Raw genomic sequence first — 14,978 nt, 5'->3', positions numbered from 1 at the left:
TGAAGTGCCCGTTTCTTGTGCGGCGGGACGCGAACGACACCCGGAGGACCCCGTACATGCGCCTGCTCCTCATACGCCACGGCCAGACCCCGTCGAACGTGGACACTCTGCTGGACACGGCCGTTCCCGGCGCGGGGCTGACCGCGCTCGGCGAGCGGCAGGCGGCCCTGCTGCCCGAGGCACTCGCCGACGAGGACATCGAGGCCCTGTACATCTCCACCCTGATCCGCACCCGGCTCACCGCCGCCCCGCTCGCCGCCGCCCGCGGCCTCGACATGATCGTCCGCGACGGCATCCGGGAGCTGACGGCCGGCGACCTGGAGATGCTGCCCGGCGACGGTGAGCACGGCCGCACCTACATGGAGACCGTGTTCGCCTGGGCCGCGGGCGACGTGGAGCTGCGGATGCCGGGCGGCGAGAGCGGCACCGAGGCGCTGGCCCGGTTCGACGCCGTGGTCGCCGAGGCCGCGGACAGCGGGGTCGGGACCGTCGCCATGGTCAGCCACGGCGCGGCGATCCGCATGTGGACCGCGGCCCGCGCGGACAACGTCGACATCCCCTTCGCCGCCGCCCACCCGCTCGACAACACCGGCGTGGTCGTCCTGGAGGGCTCCCCGGCCGACGGCTGGAAGGCGCTGTCGTGGGCGGGCGCCGTCGTGGAGGCCACCGGACCCGGCACGGAGAGCGGCCCGACCGGTCAGCCCCTGTAGGCGGCCGGGCACTGTCCGATAAGCGTTTGCCCGGACTCCTCCGCGGCCCGCAGAATGCGTCCTCATGGGACACCTGGAAGCCGCACATCTCGAGTACTACCTCCCCGACGGGAGGGCGCTGCTCGGCGATGTGTCCTTCCGGGTCGGCGAAGGCGCCGTCGTGGCCCTGGTCGGCCCGAACGGCGCGGGCAAGACGACACTGCTGCGGCTGATCTCCGGCGAGCTGAAGCCGCACGGCGGCACGGTCACCGTGAGCGGCGGCCTCGGCGTGATGCGCCAGTTCGTGGGCTCCGTACGGGACGAGACGACCGTACGGGATCTGCTGGTGTCGGTCGCGTCGCCCCGTATCCAGGCGGCGGCGAAGGCCGTCGACAGGGCCGAGCACGCGATCATGACCGTCGACGACGAGGCCGCGCAGATGCAGTACGCGCAGGCCCTCTCCGACTGGGCCGAGGCCCACGGGTACGAGGCCGAGACGCTGTGGGACATGTGCACCACGGCCGCGCTGGGCGTGCCGTACGACAAGGCGCAGTTCCGTGAGGTGCGCACACTGTCCGGCGGCGAGCAGAAGCGGCTGGTGCTGGAGGCGCTGCTGCGCGGCACGGACGAGGTGCTGCTGCTCGACGAGCCCGACAACTACCTCGACGTGCCCGGCAAGCGCTGGCTGGAGGAGCGGCTGAAGGAGACCCGCAAGACCGTCCTCTTCGTCTCCCACGACCGGGAACTCCTCGCCCGCGCCGCCGAGAAGATCGTGAGCGTGGATCCGGGACCGGCGGGCGCGGACGCGTGGGTGCACGGTGGCGGTTTCGCGACGTACCACGAGGCGCGGCGTGAACGCTTCGCGCGCTTCGAGGAGTTGCGCAGGCGCTGGGACGAGAAGCACGTCCAGCTGAAGCAGCTCGTCTACACGCTCAGGAACAAGGCCGCGTACAACGACGGGCTGGCCTCCCGTTATCAGGCCGCGCAGACCCGACTGCGCAAGTTCGAGGAGGCCGGCCCACCACAGGAGCCGCCCCGCGAGCAGGACATCACGATGCGCCTGCACGGCGGCCGTACCGGCGTAAGGGCCGTCACCTGCAAGCAACTTGAGCTGTCCGGCCTGATGAAACCCTTCGACCTGGAGGTCTTCTACGGCGAACGGGTCGCCGTCCTCGGCTCCAACGGCTCCGGCAAGTCGCACTTCCTGCGGCTGCTGGCCGGGGAGACCGTCGCGCACACGGGGGAGTGGAAGCTCGGTGCGAGGGTCGTCCCCGGCCACTTCGCCCAGACACACGCGCACCCCGAGCTGACCGGGCGCAAGCTGCTCGACATCCTGTGGACCGAGCACTCCCAGGACCGCGGCGCCGCCATGTCCCGGCTGCGCCGCTACGAGCTGACGAACCAGGCCGAGCAGAGCTTCGACCGGCTCTCCGGCGGCCAGCAGGCCCGCTTCCAGATCCTCCTGCTGGAACTGGAAGGCGTGACGGCCCTGCTGCTCGACGAGCCGACCGACAACCTCGACCTGGAGTCCGCCGAGGCACTCCAGGAGGGCTTGGAAGCCTTCGACGGCACGGTCCTCGCGGTCACCCACGACCGCTGGTTCGCGCGCTCCTTCGACCGCTACCTGGTCTTCGGCAGCGACGGCCGGGTCCGCGAGACGGCGGAGCCGGTGTGGGACGAACGGCGGGTGGAACGGGCGCGCTGACCCGTGGAGTGTTCGTACAGTGGATGCGGAAAGCGAGATCCGGCGGGTACTCGAACCGTATGGACGACCACGACGAGCGGGGCACCACCATGACCGGAGTCGACCCGGACCGGCTGGACGATCAGCAGCTCATGAAGGAGCTGGAGACCATCCACCGCACACGCCACGACACGCTGCTGCACGGCTCGAACGACGCGCTGCGCGCCCACAACGACCGGATGGCGCAGCTGGAGGGCGAGTATCTGCGCCGCAACCCGCGGCGTCCGGTGGCCGCGGGCCGCACACGCGAAGGGGCCCGGGAACGGGGCTGCGCGGATTCGTAGCCCCGTGCAGGTCAGTCAGACCGTCTGCCGGGCGAACACCTCCAGGAAGGCCTCGCAGAACGCCTTCAGGTCGTCCGGCTTACGGCTGGTGATCAGCGGGTTCGGGCCCTGGTCGTCGATGTGCACCTGCTCGTCGACCCAGGTGCCGCCCGCGTTGCGGATGTCCGTCTGAAGGCTGGGCCACGAGGTGAGCGTCCGGCCGCGTACGACATCCGCCTCGACCAGCGTCCACGGGGCATGGCAGATCGCGGCGACCGGCTTTCCTCGCTCGAAGAACGCCTGGACGAACATCACCGCGCGCTCGTCCATCCGCAGGAAGTCCGGATTGGCCACGCCGCCGGGCAGCACCAGAGCGCCGAACGACTCGGCCGGCACCTCGCCGACCACCTCGTCCACGGCGAAGGTGTCCGCCTTGTCGAGGTGGTCGAAGGCCTGCACCTGACCGGGCTTCGTCGACACCAGCACCGGCTCGTGCCCCGCCTCGACCGCCGCCCGCCACGGGTCGGCCAGTTCGATCTGCTCGACGCCCTCGGGCGCCGTCAGAAACGCGATGCGCATCGTCCTTCACCGTCCTTTCTCGGCACGCCAGTGGGCCTCGTCACTCCTGGCGCGTTTCGTTTTCCGTCGGGCCGCGCGTCGGCAGCGCAGCAGTTCCTCGGCGTACGGCAGCACCACACAGGTGCCGATGGCGGCGGCGATCCCCGCGAGATAGGTGCGGGACAGCGGCCGTCGGCGCCGCACCAGACGCCATGCGTCCGGATCGCCGCGACCGCCGCGCAGCAGTGCCTTCACCTGGTCGGCGTGCAGACACATCATCGACGCCAGCGCACCGAACGGCAGCGACTCCAGGAAGCTGTGGATGTGCTGCTCCAGCGGCTTGACCTCGCGGTCGCTGCGTACGGCCGTGCGTACGTCCCACAGGGCGGTCGCCTCGTGCACCGCGGCCCCGGCGGACTGCACGGTCAGCAGCAGCGGGTTGACCTCGTAGCGCAGGGTCAGCGCGATGGGGATGCCGACCTCGGCCATCATCAGGGAGTGGATCAGTGACTCCTTGGTACCGGCGGTGTCCTCGATGCGGGTGCGCCGGTGCATCACCCAGTCGGCGAGACCGGGCACGAACCAGCCCGGCAGGAGTCCGTACAGCAGATAGCGGATGGTGACATCACCGACGTCCACGGAGACGCCGGTGGCTCGGATCTCGGCGGCCTGGTCCCGGCTCACCCGGATACCTCACGGTCGGGTGCGGCCCGGCTGATGTCGGCCAGCGCCGAATCGGGGTCCTCCTCCTCGGCCAGGTCGCCGAGGGTGACGATGCCGACCGGCAGGCCGCTCTCCACGACCGGCAGCCGGCGCACCGCGTGCTCGCGCATCAGGGTGATCGCGTCGGACACCGGGTCGTCGGGCGCGACCATGACCGGATCGGGAGTGCACACGGTCTGTGCGCTCACCGTCAGCGGATCGGCGCCCTCCGCGACGGCGCGCACCGCGATGTCACGGTCGGTGAGCATCCCGACGACCCGCGAACCGTCGGCCACCACCACATCGCCGATGTCCTGTGCGCGCATCAGCTGCGCCGCCTCGACGAGCGAGGCGTCCGGGCGGACCGCGACCACGCCCGGCGTCATGACGTCCCTCACGAACTCAGCCATCACTGTGGCCCTTTCCTCCGTCCCCCGGCCGACGGCGACACCGCGACCGGGCCGTATGGCGCCGTCCGCAGTACCCCGGGCCGGGGTGGCTATGCGTACTCCTGCCGCTCAGCTCCCGGTAAGGGCCTCGGCGAGTTCCTGGACGTTGGTGTAGCGCGCCGAACGCGGCAGCCGTTCCACGGCCTCGGCGAGGGCGTCCGGCGCGTACCGCCGGCGCAGCTCGCCGGCCAGTTCGCGCGGGCTCGCCGGGAAGGCGCCACGGCCGAGCACCTTGGCCAGCTCCAGCCGGACCGCGGCCAGGGAGGCCCGGGTGCGCCCCGGCGTCACCGGCCCGCCCGCGACCTCCGGGTCGTCCTCGGCGGTCGGCTCGGGGTCGTGCCACTCCTCGGTCCTCGTGGGGTGCCCCGACCTCAGCAGACCCTGCAGTTCATGCTTCATCTCGTCGTCACGATGGACGCTCAGCCGGTCACTGCCTCGCTGCATGACTCCCTCCAGATCTTCGGGGGTGAGGCTCCGCGTACCCGAAGAGCGGCGGGCGACACTCGGCTACTTCTTGTCCCGCCCGGGCAGGAATTCCTGCACCTTCGCCTTGAAGCCCTGCTTGATCATCGAGCCCCGGTCCGCGTCGCCCTTCAGGATCGACGCGGCCGTCGCCTCCATCTGGTCCCAGGTGGCGTGCGGCGGGATCGGCGGCACGGCCGGGTCGGTCAGGAACTCGATCACCGCGGGCCCGTCCGCCTCCAGCCCGGCCCGCCAGCCCGCCTCGACGTCCTCCGGCTTCTCCACCCGGATACCCGTCAGGCCCAGGGAACGGGCGAACGCGGCGTACTGCACATCCGGGATCTCCTGCGAGGGCAGGAAGGACGGCGCTCCCTCCATGGCCCGCATCTCCCAGGTGACCTGGTTGAGGTCATGGTTGTTCCAGACGCCGACGACCAGCCGCTTGTCCTCCCAGCGGTCGGCGTACTTCGCCGCCGTGATCAGCTCCGCCAGCCCGTTCATCTGCATCGCCCCGTCCCCGACCAGCGCGATCGCGGGCCGGTCCGGGTGGGCGAACTTCGCGCCGATCGCATACGGCACCCCGCAACCCATCGTCGCGAGCGTGCCGGACAGCGAGGAGCGCATCCCGGGCCGCATCGTGATGTGCCGCGCGTACCAGTTGGCCGCCGAGCCCGAGTCGGAGCTGATGATCGCGTTGTCCGGCAGCAGCGGGTCCAGCGCCCGCGCCACGTACTCCGGGTTGATCGGGTCGGCCGACAGCCCGGCCCGCCGCTCCATCACGTCCCGCCAGCGCGTCACGTTCGCGCACACCGTGTCGTACCACTCCCGCCCGCGTTCCTCCGTCCCCAGCAGCGGGATCAGCCGCTGAAGGGTCGCCTTGGCGTCGCCGACGAGATTCACCTCGTACGGATAGCGCATCCCGACCATGTGCGGATCGATGTCGATCTGCACACCGCGCGCCTTGCCGAAGTCCGGCAGGAACTGCGTGTACGGGAAGGACGACCCGATGGTCAGCAGGGTGTCGCAGTCCCGCATCAGCTCGTACGAGGGTCGGGTGCCCAGCAGCCCGATCGCACCGGTGACATACGGGAGTTCATCGCTGAGCGCGTCCTTGCCGAGCAGCGCCTTGGCCACGCCGGCACCGAGCAGTTCGGCGATGCGCTCCACCTCGCGCTGGGCGCCGGACGCGCCCTGGCCGACCAGGATCGCCACCTTGTCACCGGAGTTGAGGATCTCGGCGGCCCGCGTGAGGGACTCCTCGGAGGGGATCGCCGTCCAGGAACTGCGGTCCAGGCTGGAGGGCACCATCTTGAACTCGTGCGTGGGCGGCGAGTAGTCGAGCTCCTGCACATCGCCGGGGATGATGATCGCCGTGGGGGAGCGGCGCGCGTACGCGGTGCGGATCGCCCGGTCCAGTACGTTCGGCAGCTGCTCGGGGACGGTGACCGTCTCCACGAAGTCCGAGGCGACGTCCTTGAACAGGGTGTGCAGGTCCACCTCCTGCTGATACGAGCCGCCCATCGCCGTGCGGTGCGTCTGGCCGACGATCGCCAGCACCGGAACGTGGTCGAGCTTGGCGTCGTACAGGCCGTTGAGGAGGTGGATCGCGCCGGGGCCCGAGGTGGCCGCGCACACGCCGACCCGGCCGCTGAACTTCGCGTAGCCGACCGCCTGGAACGCGGACATCTCCTCGTGCCGGGACTGGATGAAACGGGGCCGGTCCTCGGCGCGGCCCCAGGCGGCGAGCAGCCCGTTGATGCCGTCGCCTGGATAGCCGAAGACGTGCTCCACACCCCATTCGCGCAGGCGCGCGAGGACGTGGTCGGAGACCTTGGTGCTCATACGGACCTCCCGGACTCGGGATCGACAGCAGCAGCACAGCCCGAGTCACCCGCCGGGTCTGCGGAAAACCTGCCCTGTGTTTGCGGCCGGGACAGACGGGCAGGCGAAGTACCAGTGCTTCGGACAGGAGGCACGTCCGTGGGAGCGGCGCTCTCGCCGCCACGGCCGCGCTGTCCGAGTGCGGCCACGCTCCCACGGTTACCGTCCAAGCCAGAGCGCAACCAAGGGAGTTGTGGCGCATCATGCCCACTCAAGTGAGCGCGAAGCACCACCCGCACGACGACGCCCCCGACACGGCGGAGGCCTTCCGCAAGCTGACCACGCTGCCGCCTGGACCGCAGCGCGACACGCTCCGTGACGAGATCGTCGAGGCGTGGCTGCCCATGGCCGACCGGCTCGCCGGACGCTTCCGCAGCCGCGGCGAGAGTTTTGACGACCTGCGTCAGGTCGCGGCCCTCGGCCTGGTCAAGGCCGTCGACCGGTACGACCCCGCACGCGGCAACGCCTTCGAGAGCTATGCCGTACCGACCATCACCGGAGAGATCAAGCGGCACTTCCGCGACCACATGTGGACGCTGCACGTGCCGCGCCGGGTCCAGGATCTGCGCAACCGGGTCCGGTTCGCCGTCCAGGACCTGTCGCAGACCGTGTCCGGCCAGCGGCCCACCGTGGCCGCGATCGCCGAGCACGCGAACATGAGCGAAGAGGACGTGCTGGTGGGCCTGGAGGCCCTGGAGAGCTTCACGGCCCTGTCCCTGGACGCGGAGCTGCCCGGCAGCGAGGACGGGTACTCCCTGGGCGACGCCCTCGGCACGTCCGACCCCGCGCTGGACACGGTCGTGGACCGTGAGGCCGTACGGCACCGGCTGGCGGCGCTGCCGGAGCGGGAGCGGGCCATTCTGTACATGCGGTTCTTCGGGGACATGACGCAGAGCCGGATCGCTGAGCAGCTCGGTATCTCGCAGATGCATGTGTCTCGGCTGATCAGCCGGTGCTGCACGCGGGTGCGGGATCAGGTGCTGCAGGACGCGGCTTAGTTCCGGGTTTCGCCGTGGGGGTGCGGTGATCTGCGGTCTTGCTGCCTCGTTGTGGCTGGTCGCGCAGTTCCCCGCGCCCCTTACGGCGTTTTCGTGAGCCGGAGTGTTATGTGGCGGGACATCATGTCCATCGCTTGTGCTTCTGCCATGGAGAAGGCCAGGCGGGCTCCGCAGCGCAGGAGTGTGAGGACGCCGTGGACCGTGCCGTCTGTGGTCAGGGGGACGCAGAGCAGTGAGGTGACGTTCGCCTGGGCGAGGACCGGGGCGCCTGAGGCGTCCCGGCCCAGGGCGTCCGGATCCTCGGGGCGTACCTGGAGTGCCGGGGCGCCGCCCCGTGCCGCCTCGGCGACCAGGGGAGAATCGGCCGGATCCAATGCCATCAGCGCGTCTGCCTCCTTCTCCGACGGTGCGAACACCGTCGTACGGGACAGGCGGGCGGCCCCCGCGTCGGCTATCACCCAGTCGGCGAAACGTCCGTGGAGTACCTGGGCGGCCCGGTGAAGGGTCTGTTCGGGCGGGGACGTGAGCAAGGCCGTCGTCATGGCGTCCAGCAGGTCCATCAGGGATGCGTGCCGGGTGGCTTCGGCGAGGTCGGGGACTTGGCCCGTGGTGGTCGTGTCCGGTACTGGTGAGGCGGGCACACCATGTCCGTCGGGCTGTAGGAGGACCAGTACCGTGGGGCGTGGCTCGCCCGTCGGTCGTACGGCGGTCAGGGTCACGTGCACCGGCTCGGCCGGGCGCCGTTGGAGGTGGACGGTGAGGCTGCGGTCGCCTTCGCCGCGGGCCACGGCCGCCGCCTGGGAGCGGAACGCCGCCCGGTCGGCGTGGACCAGGAAGCCCGTCAGGGGCCGGCCCGTCGCAAAGCCGGCGCGGACGCCGGTGAAGGCGGTCGCCGCGAAGTTCATCCGGCGCACCACGGTCTCCCGGTCCACCAGCGCGACCGGCAGCGGCAGGCGCTGGAACACCGTCCGCAGCAGCTGCTGTTCCTGGCGGTCGGCGGCGGCCGGGCGGGAGCCGCCGACGGTGGACAGCCGCTGATACCACGGCCACAACTGGTCGGCCACATGGTCGAGTTCGAAGATCGCCGCATCCAGTACGGTGGGCAGGTCGCCGCCCGAAGCCGACCGCGCCGCCTTCAGCTCTGCGACGCGGCGCACGAAATCCGCGAGTTCTTCACCGAACTCCTCCGTCTGGGTCATGCGACGAACCTAGCGCGCGGTACGGCGCCCAGGGCCACCGGAGTCCGACGAGCGACTCGCTCCGGCTCTCGCCCGCTGTTTCCCGGCCAACTCGACGGGGCAGCCGAGGGGAAGAGGAGGAGGGCACAATGCCGGACACCCAGGACACCGGCCGCTGGGGCGCGGAGTCCGCAGAGTCCACGCTCCCCGGCCGACGGCTGTCCGAACTGGTCGAGCAGGCCGCCCGCTGCACCGCCGACTGCTGCGGAGCGAGCAGCAGCGTCATCGAGGGCAGCCCCGAACGACCGGCGGCGGTCACACATCCCGACCTGGCCGCGCTCGTCGCGGTGCAGATGCGCTCCGGGGAGGGGCCCATCCCCGCCGCCCTCGAACGCGGGGCGCCCGTCGACTCGACGGATCTGCTGCGCGAGGAGCGATGGCCGCAGTACCGGGCCCTGGCGCTGGACTCGGGGGTGCGATCCAGTGTGACGCTCCCCATCCGCCGTGCCGGGCTGACGGTGACCCTGAGTCTCTACAGCTTCCGCCCGGGCACCCTCGAGGACGCCCCGCGCGGGCCCGCCCGGGCGCTCGGTGACTTCGCCGCGGAGTGCCTGGTGCGCGACCAGTCCTACCGGGCCGCGCTCACCGAGCTCGACCAACTCGGCGCGGCGCTGCGGTCCCGGCCGGTCGTCGACCAGGCGTGCGGCATCATCATGCATGTCCTGGGGTGCGACGCGGACGCCGCGTTCGGCATTCTGCGGCGTATCTCGCAGACCACGAACCGGAAGCTCGTCGATGTGGCGTCGGCGGTTGTGGAGCGGCGGGGGCGGGGGTTGGAGGGGGATCTGGTGGCGCTGCTGAACTGAGCGCTCTGGGGGGTGCCGCGATGGGCCGTCTTCCGTCTGCGGGCCGGTGGGGGCTGGTCGCGCAGTTCCCCGCGCCCCTTCGGGGCGCTGACCCCGCCGCCTGTCGCAAACCTCTCATCACCCGGTCGGGCTAGCTCGTCCCGCGAATGGGGTCCTGCCGCGCGCGGTGTGGGGGTGGGCGGGCTGTGATGGCGGTGGGGGCACGATCATCGCGCCCCCGCAGCCGTCGGCCGAAGGAGTGCACCCCATGCGCCGCACCGTCCGTGCCCTGTCCGTCGCCGCTCTGGCCGGGTTTCTCCCGGTCATCGCCGCCGCGGCCGCCTTCGCGGATCCGGCCGCGGAGGTCAGCCCCGGACAGGTGGCCCCGGGCGGCAGCATCACCGTGTCGGTCTCCTGCGACCCCCTTGAGGGTCCCGCACCTGCCGCCGTCGAGGCCACGTCGCTCGCCTTCGAAGAGGGCACCGTCCAGTTGCGCAGGGTCGTCGGCAACGAGGACGAGGTGTCCGGGCCCGCCTACTCCGGCACCGCCCGTATCGCTCCGGCCGAGGATCTGGAGGACGACGAGGGTGTCGGCCCCGACACCGCGTGGACGGTCGACGGCACCTGCCCGGCCGCTCCCGGTGCGGAGGGCACGCCGTGGAGCGCCACGTTCACGGTGGCCCGCGGTGGCAGCAACGGCCCGTGCGCCGACCCGCTCGACCCGACCTGCGCCACCAGCAAGCCCTGCGTCGATCCGCTGGACACGGCATGCGCCACGAGTAAGCCCTGCCCGGTGCCGACGGCCACCCCCTGCCCCACGAGCAAGCCTTGTCCGGTGCCGACGGCCACCCCCTGCCCCACGAGCAAGCCTTGTCCGGAGCCGACGCCCACCGCCTGCCCCACCGGAAAGCCCTGCCCCGAGCCGACCCCCACCGCCTGCCACACCGGTCAGCCGTGTCCCTCGCCGCCGGACCCTTCGTGCCACACGAGCAAGCCCTGTCCCGACCCGCACGACACGTCCTGCGGCGGTGCGGTGATCGAGCACGGTGTGCATGCCGGTGACGGCGGCGCCTTCAACGACTCGGTGCCCGCGCTGGTGGCCGGCGGTGTGCTGATCGTGGGCGCGTTCGGCGGTGCCGCGTACCGGCTGTGGCGCAAGGCGCCCGCCCAGGACGACTGACGCGCCTCACCACCCACCTGTGACCGGCACAACTCGAGCGATTCCCCATGGCTCACTGGCACCCTGGGTACGGAGAGCCCAGGGACGACAACCGCGCCGACCCGTCGACGACGGGCGAACCAGGGACATCGAACCGGACGGGAGGGACCATGCCGCGGACGGACTCGGAAGGCCACGGCCCCGTCCGCTACGGGCCGCCGATCCCGGACGACGGGCTGCCCGTGCTGCCCGAGCTCTCCGACGTACTCGCCGAGGCCGCGACCCGTGCCGTCAGCGAGCCGGTCGGCGGCGGCCCCGCGTTGCTGGACGCCGCGTGCGGCTACTGGGAGCGGCGGGGCCTTGCCGCCGGTCCGGAACGGGCCGTCGCCGCGCCGGGCGCCCCAGCGTTGCTGCTCGCGCTGACCTTCGCCATCGGCGGCGACGTGCTGGTGCCGCGGCCGTGCGCGGCCTGGTGGGCGCCGTACGCACGGCTGTTGGGCAGACCCGTCTTCCATGTGGCGACACCGGCCGAGTCCGGCGGTGTCCCGGATCCGTACGCCCTCCTGGAGACCGTGCGCCGGGTCCGTGCCGAGGGCGGCGACCCGCGGCTGCTCGTGCTGTCCGTCGCCGACGACCCCACCGCCACCGTCGCGCCGCCCGAGGCACTGCACGAGACCGTCGAGGCCGCCCAGGGCGAGGGGCTGCACCTGGTCAGCGACGAGACCTGGCGCGACACCCTGCACGCCCCGCACGACACCGTGCTGCTCAGTCCCGCCGAGATGCTGCCCGACCGGGTCACCGTCGTCACCGACCTGGCCGGCGCGCTGCTGCCGCCCGGCTGGCCCGCGGCCGTCGCCCGCTTCCCGGCCGGCGAGAGGGGCGACGGCCTCCACGCGCGCGTGCTCGACGTGCTCACCGCTCTCGGCGCCCGCGTCGCCGGACCGGTCGCCGCCGCGGCCACGTACGCGCTCACGGAACCCCAGCCGGTGTCCCAACGGCTGTCCGCCGCCGTACGCCTGCACGCGCGCGTGGCCGCTGCCGCGCACGCCGCCGTCGTCGCGGCGGGCGCCCTCGCCCGCCCGCCGCACGCAGGCCGCCATCTCTACGCCGACCTGGGCCCGTTGCGCCCCGCGCTCACCGCACACGGAGTCGGCGACGCCCAGGAACTGGAGGACTTCCTCGCCGCCCGGCTCGGCATGCCCGCACCCGGCGGCCACCGCTTCGGCGACGAACTGGGGGCGCTGCGCGTACGGCTGTCCACGGGGCCGTTGCTCGGCGGAACGGACACCGAGCGCGCGGAATGCCTCAGTTCACCCTCACCGTTGGAACTGCCACATGTGCACCGTGCGTTGATCCACTTGAAGTCGGTCTTCGACGATCTCCGCGACGACGCTCAGCGAGGGGAGCCTCCGCGATGACGCAGCAGTCCGAGTCACCCACGTCGACCACCACGAATTCGCCCACCCGGGATGCAAGCGTTCCGGCGTCCCCGTCCCCCTTCGCACCTCCGTTCCCGCCCCTCGCCGAACCCCGCCCGCTGGGCGAACGCCGCGTCTGGCCGCGGACGTTCCACGACCGGCTGACCGCCCCGCTGCCCGGCCTCAAGTCCGTCGCCCGCTTCGCCCGGGAGGGCGCCGTCCGCCCGGACAAGGAAGGCCTCGCCGACATCCCGCGCCTGCCCTTCGAGCCCGCCCCGCTGCCCCGGGCCGACGCGCGCACGGTCGCCGTCTCCTGGGCGGGACACGCCAGTTGGGTCGTCCAGATCGGCGGACTCACCGTCCTCACCGACCCGGTCTGGTCCCGCCGCATCCTCGGCACCCCCGCCCGCATCACCCCGGTGGGCATCGACTGGGACGTGCTGGGCCGGGTGGACGCGGTCGTCATCAGCCACAACCATTACGACCACCTGGACGCCCCCACCCTGAGCCGCCTCCCGCGCGACACCCCGATGTTCGTACCCGCCGGCCTCGGCCGCTGGTTCCACCGCCGCCGCTTCACCTGCGTCACCGAGCTCGACTGGTGGGAGGCCGCCGAACTCCAGGGCACCCGCTTCGACTTCGTGCCCGCCCACCACTGGTCCAAGCGCACCCTCACCGACACCTGCCGCTCCCTGTGGGGCGGCTGGGTCCTCACCGCCCCCGACGGTCACCGCATCCACTTCGCCGGCGACACCGGCTACGGCCACTGGTTCACCCGCATCGGCCACCGCTACCCCGGAATCGACCTGACCCTCATGCCCATCGGCGCCTACAACCCCCGCTGGTGGCTCAGCGACGTCCACTGCGACCCGGAGGAGGCGGTCCGGGCAACCCAGGACCTGGGAGCGCGACGGATGGCCCCCATGCACTGGGGCACATTCGTGCTCTCGGCGGAACCGGTACTGGAACCGCTGAAGCGGGTGAGGGCGGCGTGGGAAAGGGCGAGACTGGCGCGCGAGGACCTATGGGACCTCCCCATCGGGGGATCGCGGGTTCTCGACAGCTAGGAGCGCAGGAAGCCCCGTCGGGGCAGGGTGACCACATGGGTCCCCTGGCCCGACGGGGCTCGGTCGGCCGGACGGCGGCTCAGCCGAAGTTCACGTCGCTGCACCACATGTAGGCCTGGTCGAGGTGCGAGGCCTGCCAGATCACGAACAGGATGTGGTGTCCGGTGTAGCCGGAGGTCTGGACGGGGAACGTGATGTCCTGCGCCGGGGCGAAGCGGCCGGTCTGCGTGATGAAGTCGAGGTTGCCCCAGCCCAGGCTCTGGGTCTTGGGGTCGAAGCCCTGCTTGCTCACGTAGACCTTGAAGTAGTCGGCACCGTGGGACGCCTGGTCGTACAGGTGGACCGAGAAGTTGTTGCCGACGGTGGTGGTCTTCCACTGCCCGGGCCTGTTCAGGCTGTCGTTCCTCGAGAGGTTGTTGCTGCAGAGCGTCCCGTCGGGGGTCCGCGCCTCGAACTGGCCACCGAGGCCGTCGCGGAGCGCGCTCATCCAGTTCCACATGGTGTCGGGGTTGGCCTGGAAGGCCTGCCAACACATGGGGTCTTCAGTCTGCATGGCCGGGTTCGTGTGGTTGCTGCCCCACGTCTTCCAGCACTGGTACGCGCGGGAGGCGGGGTCGGCGATGGTGCCGTGAGCCTGGGCGGGGGCCGACCAGGTGAGTGCGCCGACAACCACGGCGAACAGCATGACGAGCGCCTGGAGAGGCCGGCGGAGGAACAACCGCGAACGCCCGGCTAACGGGCTCTGTGTGCGCATGTGGGGGGACTCCTTCCAGTTTGCAAGGCTGTCATGGGAGCGCTCCCAACGGTAGGTATTCTGAGTGAGATGTCAATGAAACAAACGGAGTTGATTACAGGGGTGGACGGCGAGCAGGGAATCTGCCGTGAGCCGGGAGTTGTAGAAGCCGTCGATGTACTCGAACAGTGCGAGATTCGCCTCGGCGCGGGTGGTGAAGACGCGGCCGCGGATGCACTCTGTCGTGACGATCATCCACGGGTTCTCCGTGAGGGCCTTGTCGGAACTTTGCGCGGCAGGTCCGACAGCAGTCCGAGCACCAACTGCCGTGCCTGGAACCGGGGTTCGACCCGTGTGAACCGTCCCGCTGTCCGGCTCATCAGGCCCTCGAACGCCTCCTGCCGGCGGGCAGGGTCTACGCTGCGACCGGCGGCCACCGCGTGATCGTTCGTCTTCGCAGCGACCGTCCTGTGTCAGGAGGACATGTGCAACGTGGCGAAGTCTGGTGGGTGGAGTTCGACGAGCGGCGGCCGGTCGTGCTGCTGTCGGGAGACGACGCGTCCGGGATCCGGGTGATGCAGGTCGTCGCTCCAGCGGGCGTCGACATCACCGGTCTGGGCGTCGAAGTGGCAGTAGGCGCCGTGGAAGGACTGCCCTTTGAAGGCGTGCTTCGGTTCGCGTTGCCGCGTCCGGGCTTCACCCCTTGCACGTGGCTGACCACCGTGTCCCGGGACGACCTGATCGAGCGGGCGGGCGCGCTGCCCTCCGCGAAACTCAGCGAGATCGAGAACGCCCTCCGTCTCGGTCACGAACTACGGCTGGAGTAGCAGGG

General features: G+C 71.3%; 17 protein-coding genes and 1 pseudogene. 9 read left to right on the top strand and 9 right to left on the bottom strand.

Translation table 11 applies throughout. The features are described from left to right. Positions 1-56: 56 nt before the first annotated feature. The 3 genes from OG828_RS10425 (at position 57) to OG828_RS10415 (ending at position 2,717) form a co-directional block, all read left to right on the top strand. Positions 57-710: a histidine phosphatase family protein gene (locus tag OG828_RS10425; protein WP_328500931.1), complete on the top strand. Its 654-nt coding sequence runs from the start codon at positions 57-59 to the stop codon at positions 708-710. Positions 711-774: 64 nt separating this feature from the next. Then, complete coding sequence (locus OG828_RS10420; protein ID WP_210572161.1) at positions 775-2,394, top strand: ABC-F family ATP-binding cassette domain-containing protein; 1,620 nt, start codon at positions 775-777, stop codon at positions 2,392-2,394. A 59-nt stretch (positions 2,395-2,453) separates the two neighbouring features. After that, complete coding sequence (locus OG828_RS10415) at positions 2,454-2,717, top strand: DUF6158 family protein (RefSeq protein WP_210572163.1); 264 nt, start codon at positions 2,454-2,456, stop codon at positions 2,715-2,717. Positions 2,718-2,732: 15 nt separating this feature from the next. Here OG828_RS10415 and OG828_RS10410 read toward each other — a convergent pair whose 3' ends face one another. The 5 genes from OG828_RS10410 to OG828_RS10390 form a co-directional block, all read right to left on the bottom strand. Beyond that, entirely contained in the window at positions 2,733-3,275 is a 543-nt protein-coding gene (locus OG828_RS10410; RefSeq protein WP_328500930.1) for a type 1 glutamine amidotransferase domain-containing protein, read from the bottom strand. Between the two features lie 6 nt (positions 3,276-3,281). Next, positions 3,282-3,938 (bottom strand): diguanylate cyclase, encoded by a 657-nt coding sequence (locus OG828_RS10405; protein ID WP_328500929.1) that lies wholly within the window; start codon positions 3,936-3,938, stop codon positions 3,282-3,284. Then, entirely contained in the window at positions 3,935-4,366 is a 432-nt protein-coding gene (locus OG828_RS10400; protein ID WP_210572169.1) for a CBS domain-containing protein, read from the bottom strand. Before OG828_RS10400 ends, OG828_RS10405 begins: the two co-directional genes overlap by 4 nt. Positions 4,367-4,474: 108 nt before the next feature. Beyond that, positions 4,475-4,849 (bottom strand): DUF2795 domain-containing protein, encoded by a 375-nt coding sequence (locus tag OG828_RS10395; RefSeq protein WP_328500928.1) that lies wholly within the window; start codon positions 4,847-4,849, stop codon positions 4,475-4,477. A 63-nt stretch (positions 4,850-4,912) separates the two neighbouring features. Continuing rightward, entirely contained in the window at positions 4,913-6,709 is a 1,797-nt protein-coding gene (locus OG828_RS10390) for a thiamine pyrophosphate-requiring protein (protein WP_328437626.1), read from the bottom strand. 242 nt (positions 6,710-6,951) lie between these two features. On the opposite strand from OG828_RS10390, the gene OG828_RS10385 reads away from it, so the two are divergent. Then, complete coding sequence (locus OG828_RS10385) at positions 6,952-7,746, top strand: RNA polymerase sigma factor SigF (RefSeq protein WP_328352918.1); 795 nt, start codon at positions 6,952-6,954, stop codon at positions 7,744-7,746. An 80-nt stretch (positions 7,747-7,826) separates the two neighbouring features. On the opposite strand, the gene OG828_RS10380 is transcribed toward OG828_RS10385, so the two are convergent. Then, a complete protein-coding gene (locus OG828_RS10380) occupies positions 7,827-8,945 on the bottom strand; it encodes a PAS domain-containing protein (RefSeq protein WP_328500927.1) in 1,119 nt (372 codons plus the stop codon). Between the two features lie 128 nt (positions 8,946-9,073). On the opposite strand from OG828_RS10380, the gene OG828_RS10375 reads away from it, so the two are divergent. From OG828_RS10375 to OG828_RS10360, 4 genes are all read left to right on the top strand, one after another. Then, entirely contained in the window at positions 9,074-9,790 is a 717-nt protein-coding gene (locus OG828_RS10375; protein WP_328500926.1) for an ANTAR domain-containing response regulator, read from the top strand. 247 nt (positions 9,791-10,037) lie between these two features. Beyond that, positions 10,038-10,949: a hypothetical protein gene (locus OG828_RS10370; RefSeq protein ID WP_328500925.1), complete on the top strand. Its 912-nt coding sequence runs from the start codon at positions 10,038-10,040 to the stop codon at positions 10,947-10,949. 149 nt (positions 10,950-11,098) lie between these two features. Continuing rightward, complete coding sequence (locus tag OG828_RS10365) at positions 11,099-12,346, top strand: aminotransferase class I/II-fold pyridoxal phosphate-dependent enzyme (protein WP_328500924.1); 1,248 nt, start codon at positions 11,099-11,101, stop codon at positions 12,344-12,346. Next, complete coding sequence (locus OG828_RS10360) at positions 12,343-13,413, top strand: MBL fold metallo-hydrolase (RefSeq protein ID WP_328500923.1); 1,071 nt, start codon at positions 12,343-12,345, stop codon at positions 13,411-13,413. Before OG828_RS10365 ends, OG828_RS10360 begins: the two co-directional genes overlap by 4 nt. A gap of 79 nt (positions 13,414-13,492) precedes the next feature. Here OG828_RS10360 and OG828_RS10355 read toward each other — a convergent pair whose 3' ends face one another. The 3 genes and pseudogenes from OG828_RS10355 to OG828_RS10345 form a co-directional block, all read right to left on the bottom strand. Continuing rightward, the gene (locus OG828_RS10355; RefSeq protein WP_328504836.1) at positions 13,493-14,098 is read right to left on the bottom strand and encodes a lytic polysaccharide monooxygenase auxiliary activity family 9 protein; all 606 of its coding nucleotides are present in this window, start codon (positions 14,096-14,098) and stop codon (positions 13,493-13,495) included. A gap of 141 nt (positions 14,099-14,239) precedes the next feature. Beyond that, entirely contained in the window at positions 14,240-14,401 is a 162-nt protein-coding gene (locus OG828_RS10350) for an IS3 family transposase (RefSeq protein ID WP_328352903.1), read from the bottom strand. Between the two features lie 32 nt (positions 14,402-14,433). Then, positions 14,434-14,583 (bottom strand): annotated as a pseudogene (locus tag OG828_RS10345) (IS701 family transposase); the annotation flags it as partial. A gap of 48 nt (positions 14,584-14,631) precedes the next feature. Between OG828_RS10345 and OG828_RS10340 the strand changes: the two are divergent. Then, positions 14,632-14,973, top strand: coding sequence for a type II toxin-antitoxin system PemK/MazF family toxin (locus tag OG828_RS10340; RefSeq protein WP_328500922.1), 342 nt, complete (start codon positions 14,632-14,634; stop codon positions 14,971-14,973). Positions 14,974-14,978: the final 5 nt, after the last annotated feature.

It is taken from the genome of Streptomyces sp. NBC_00457 (genome assembly GCF_036014015.1).
Lineage (GTDB): Bacteria > Actinomycetota > Actinomycetes > Streptomycetales > Streptomycetaceae > Streptomyces.
This window is presented reverse-complemented; position numbering and strand designations above follow the sequence as displayed.

Excerpts from the sequence above, each read along its gene's own strand:
- OG828_RS10425 (WP_328500931.1), top strand. The coding sequence starts at position 57 with ATGCGCCTGCTCCTCATACGCCACGGCCAGACCCCGTCGAACGTGGAC.
- OG828_RS10420 (WP_210572161.1), top strand. The coding sequence starts at position 775 with ATGGGACACCTGGAAGCCGCACATCTCGAGTACTACCTCCCCGACGGG.
- OG828_RS10415 (WP_210572163.1), top strand. The coding sequence starts at position 2,454 with ATGGACGACCACGACGAGCGGGGCACCACCATGACCGGAGTCGACCCG.
- OG828_RS10410 (WP_328500930.1), bottom strand. The coding sequence starts at position 3,275 with ATGCGCATCGCGTTTCTGACGGCGCCCGAGGGCGTCGAGCAGATCGAA.
- OG828_RS10400 (WP_210572169.1), bottom strand. The coding sequence starts at position 4,366 with ATGGCTGAGTTCGTGAGGGACGTCATGACGCCGGGCGTGGTCGCGGTC.
- OG828_RS10395 (WP_328500928.1), bottom strand. The coding sequence starts at position 4,849 with ATGCAGCGAGGCAGTGACCGGCTGAGCGTCCATCGTGACGACGAGATG.
- OG828_RS10390 (WP_328437626.1), bottom strand. The coding sequence starts at position 6,709 with ATGAGCACCAAGGTCTCCGACCACGTCCTCGCGCGCCTGCGCGAATGG.
- OG828_RS10385 (WP_328352918.1), top strand. The coding sequence starts at position 6,952 with ATGCCCACTCAAGTGAGCGCGAAGCACCACCCGCACGACGACGCCCCC.
- OG828_RS10380 (WP_328500927.1), bottom strand. The coding sequence starts at position 8,945 with ATGACCCAGACGGAGGAGTTCGGTGAAGAACTCGCGGATTTCGTGCGC.
- OG828_RS10375 (WP_328500926.1), top strand. The coding sequence starts at position 9,074 with ATGCCGGACACCCAGGACACCGGCCGCTGGGGCGCGGAGTCCGCAGAG.
- OG828_RS10370 (WP_328500925.1), top strand. The coding sequence starts at position 10,038 with ATGCGCCGCACCGTCCGTGCCCTGTCCGTCGCCGCTCTGGCCGGGTTT.
- OG828_RS10365 (WP_328500924.1), top strand. The coding sequence starts at position 11,099 with ATGCCGCGGACGGACTCGGAAGGCCACGGCCCCGTCCGCTACGGGCCG.
- OG828_RS10360 (WP_328500923.1), top strand. The coding sequence starts at position 12,343 with ATGACGCAGCAGTCCGAGTCACCCACGTCGACCACCACGAATTCGCCC.
- OG828_RS10355 (WP_328504836.1), bottom strand. The coding sequence starts at position 14,098 with ATGCTGTTCGCCGTGGTTGTCGGCGCACTCACCTGGTCGGCCCCCGCC.
- OG828_RS10350 (WP_328352903.1), bottom strand. The coding sequence starts at position 14,401 with ATGATCGTCACGACAGAGTGCATCCGCGGCCGCGTCTTCACCACCCGC.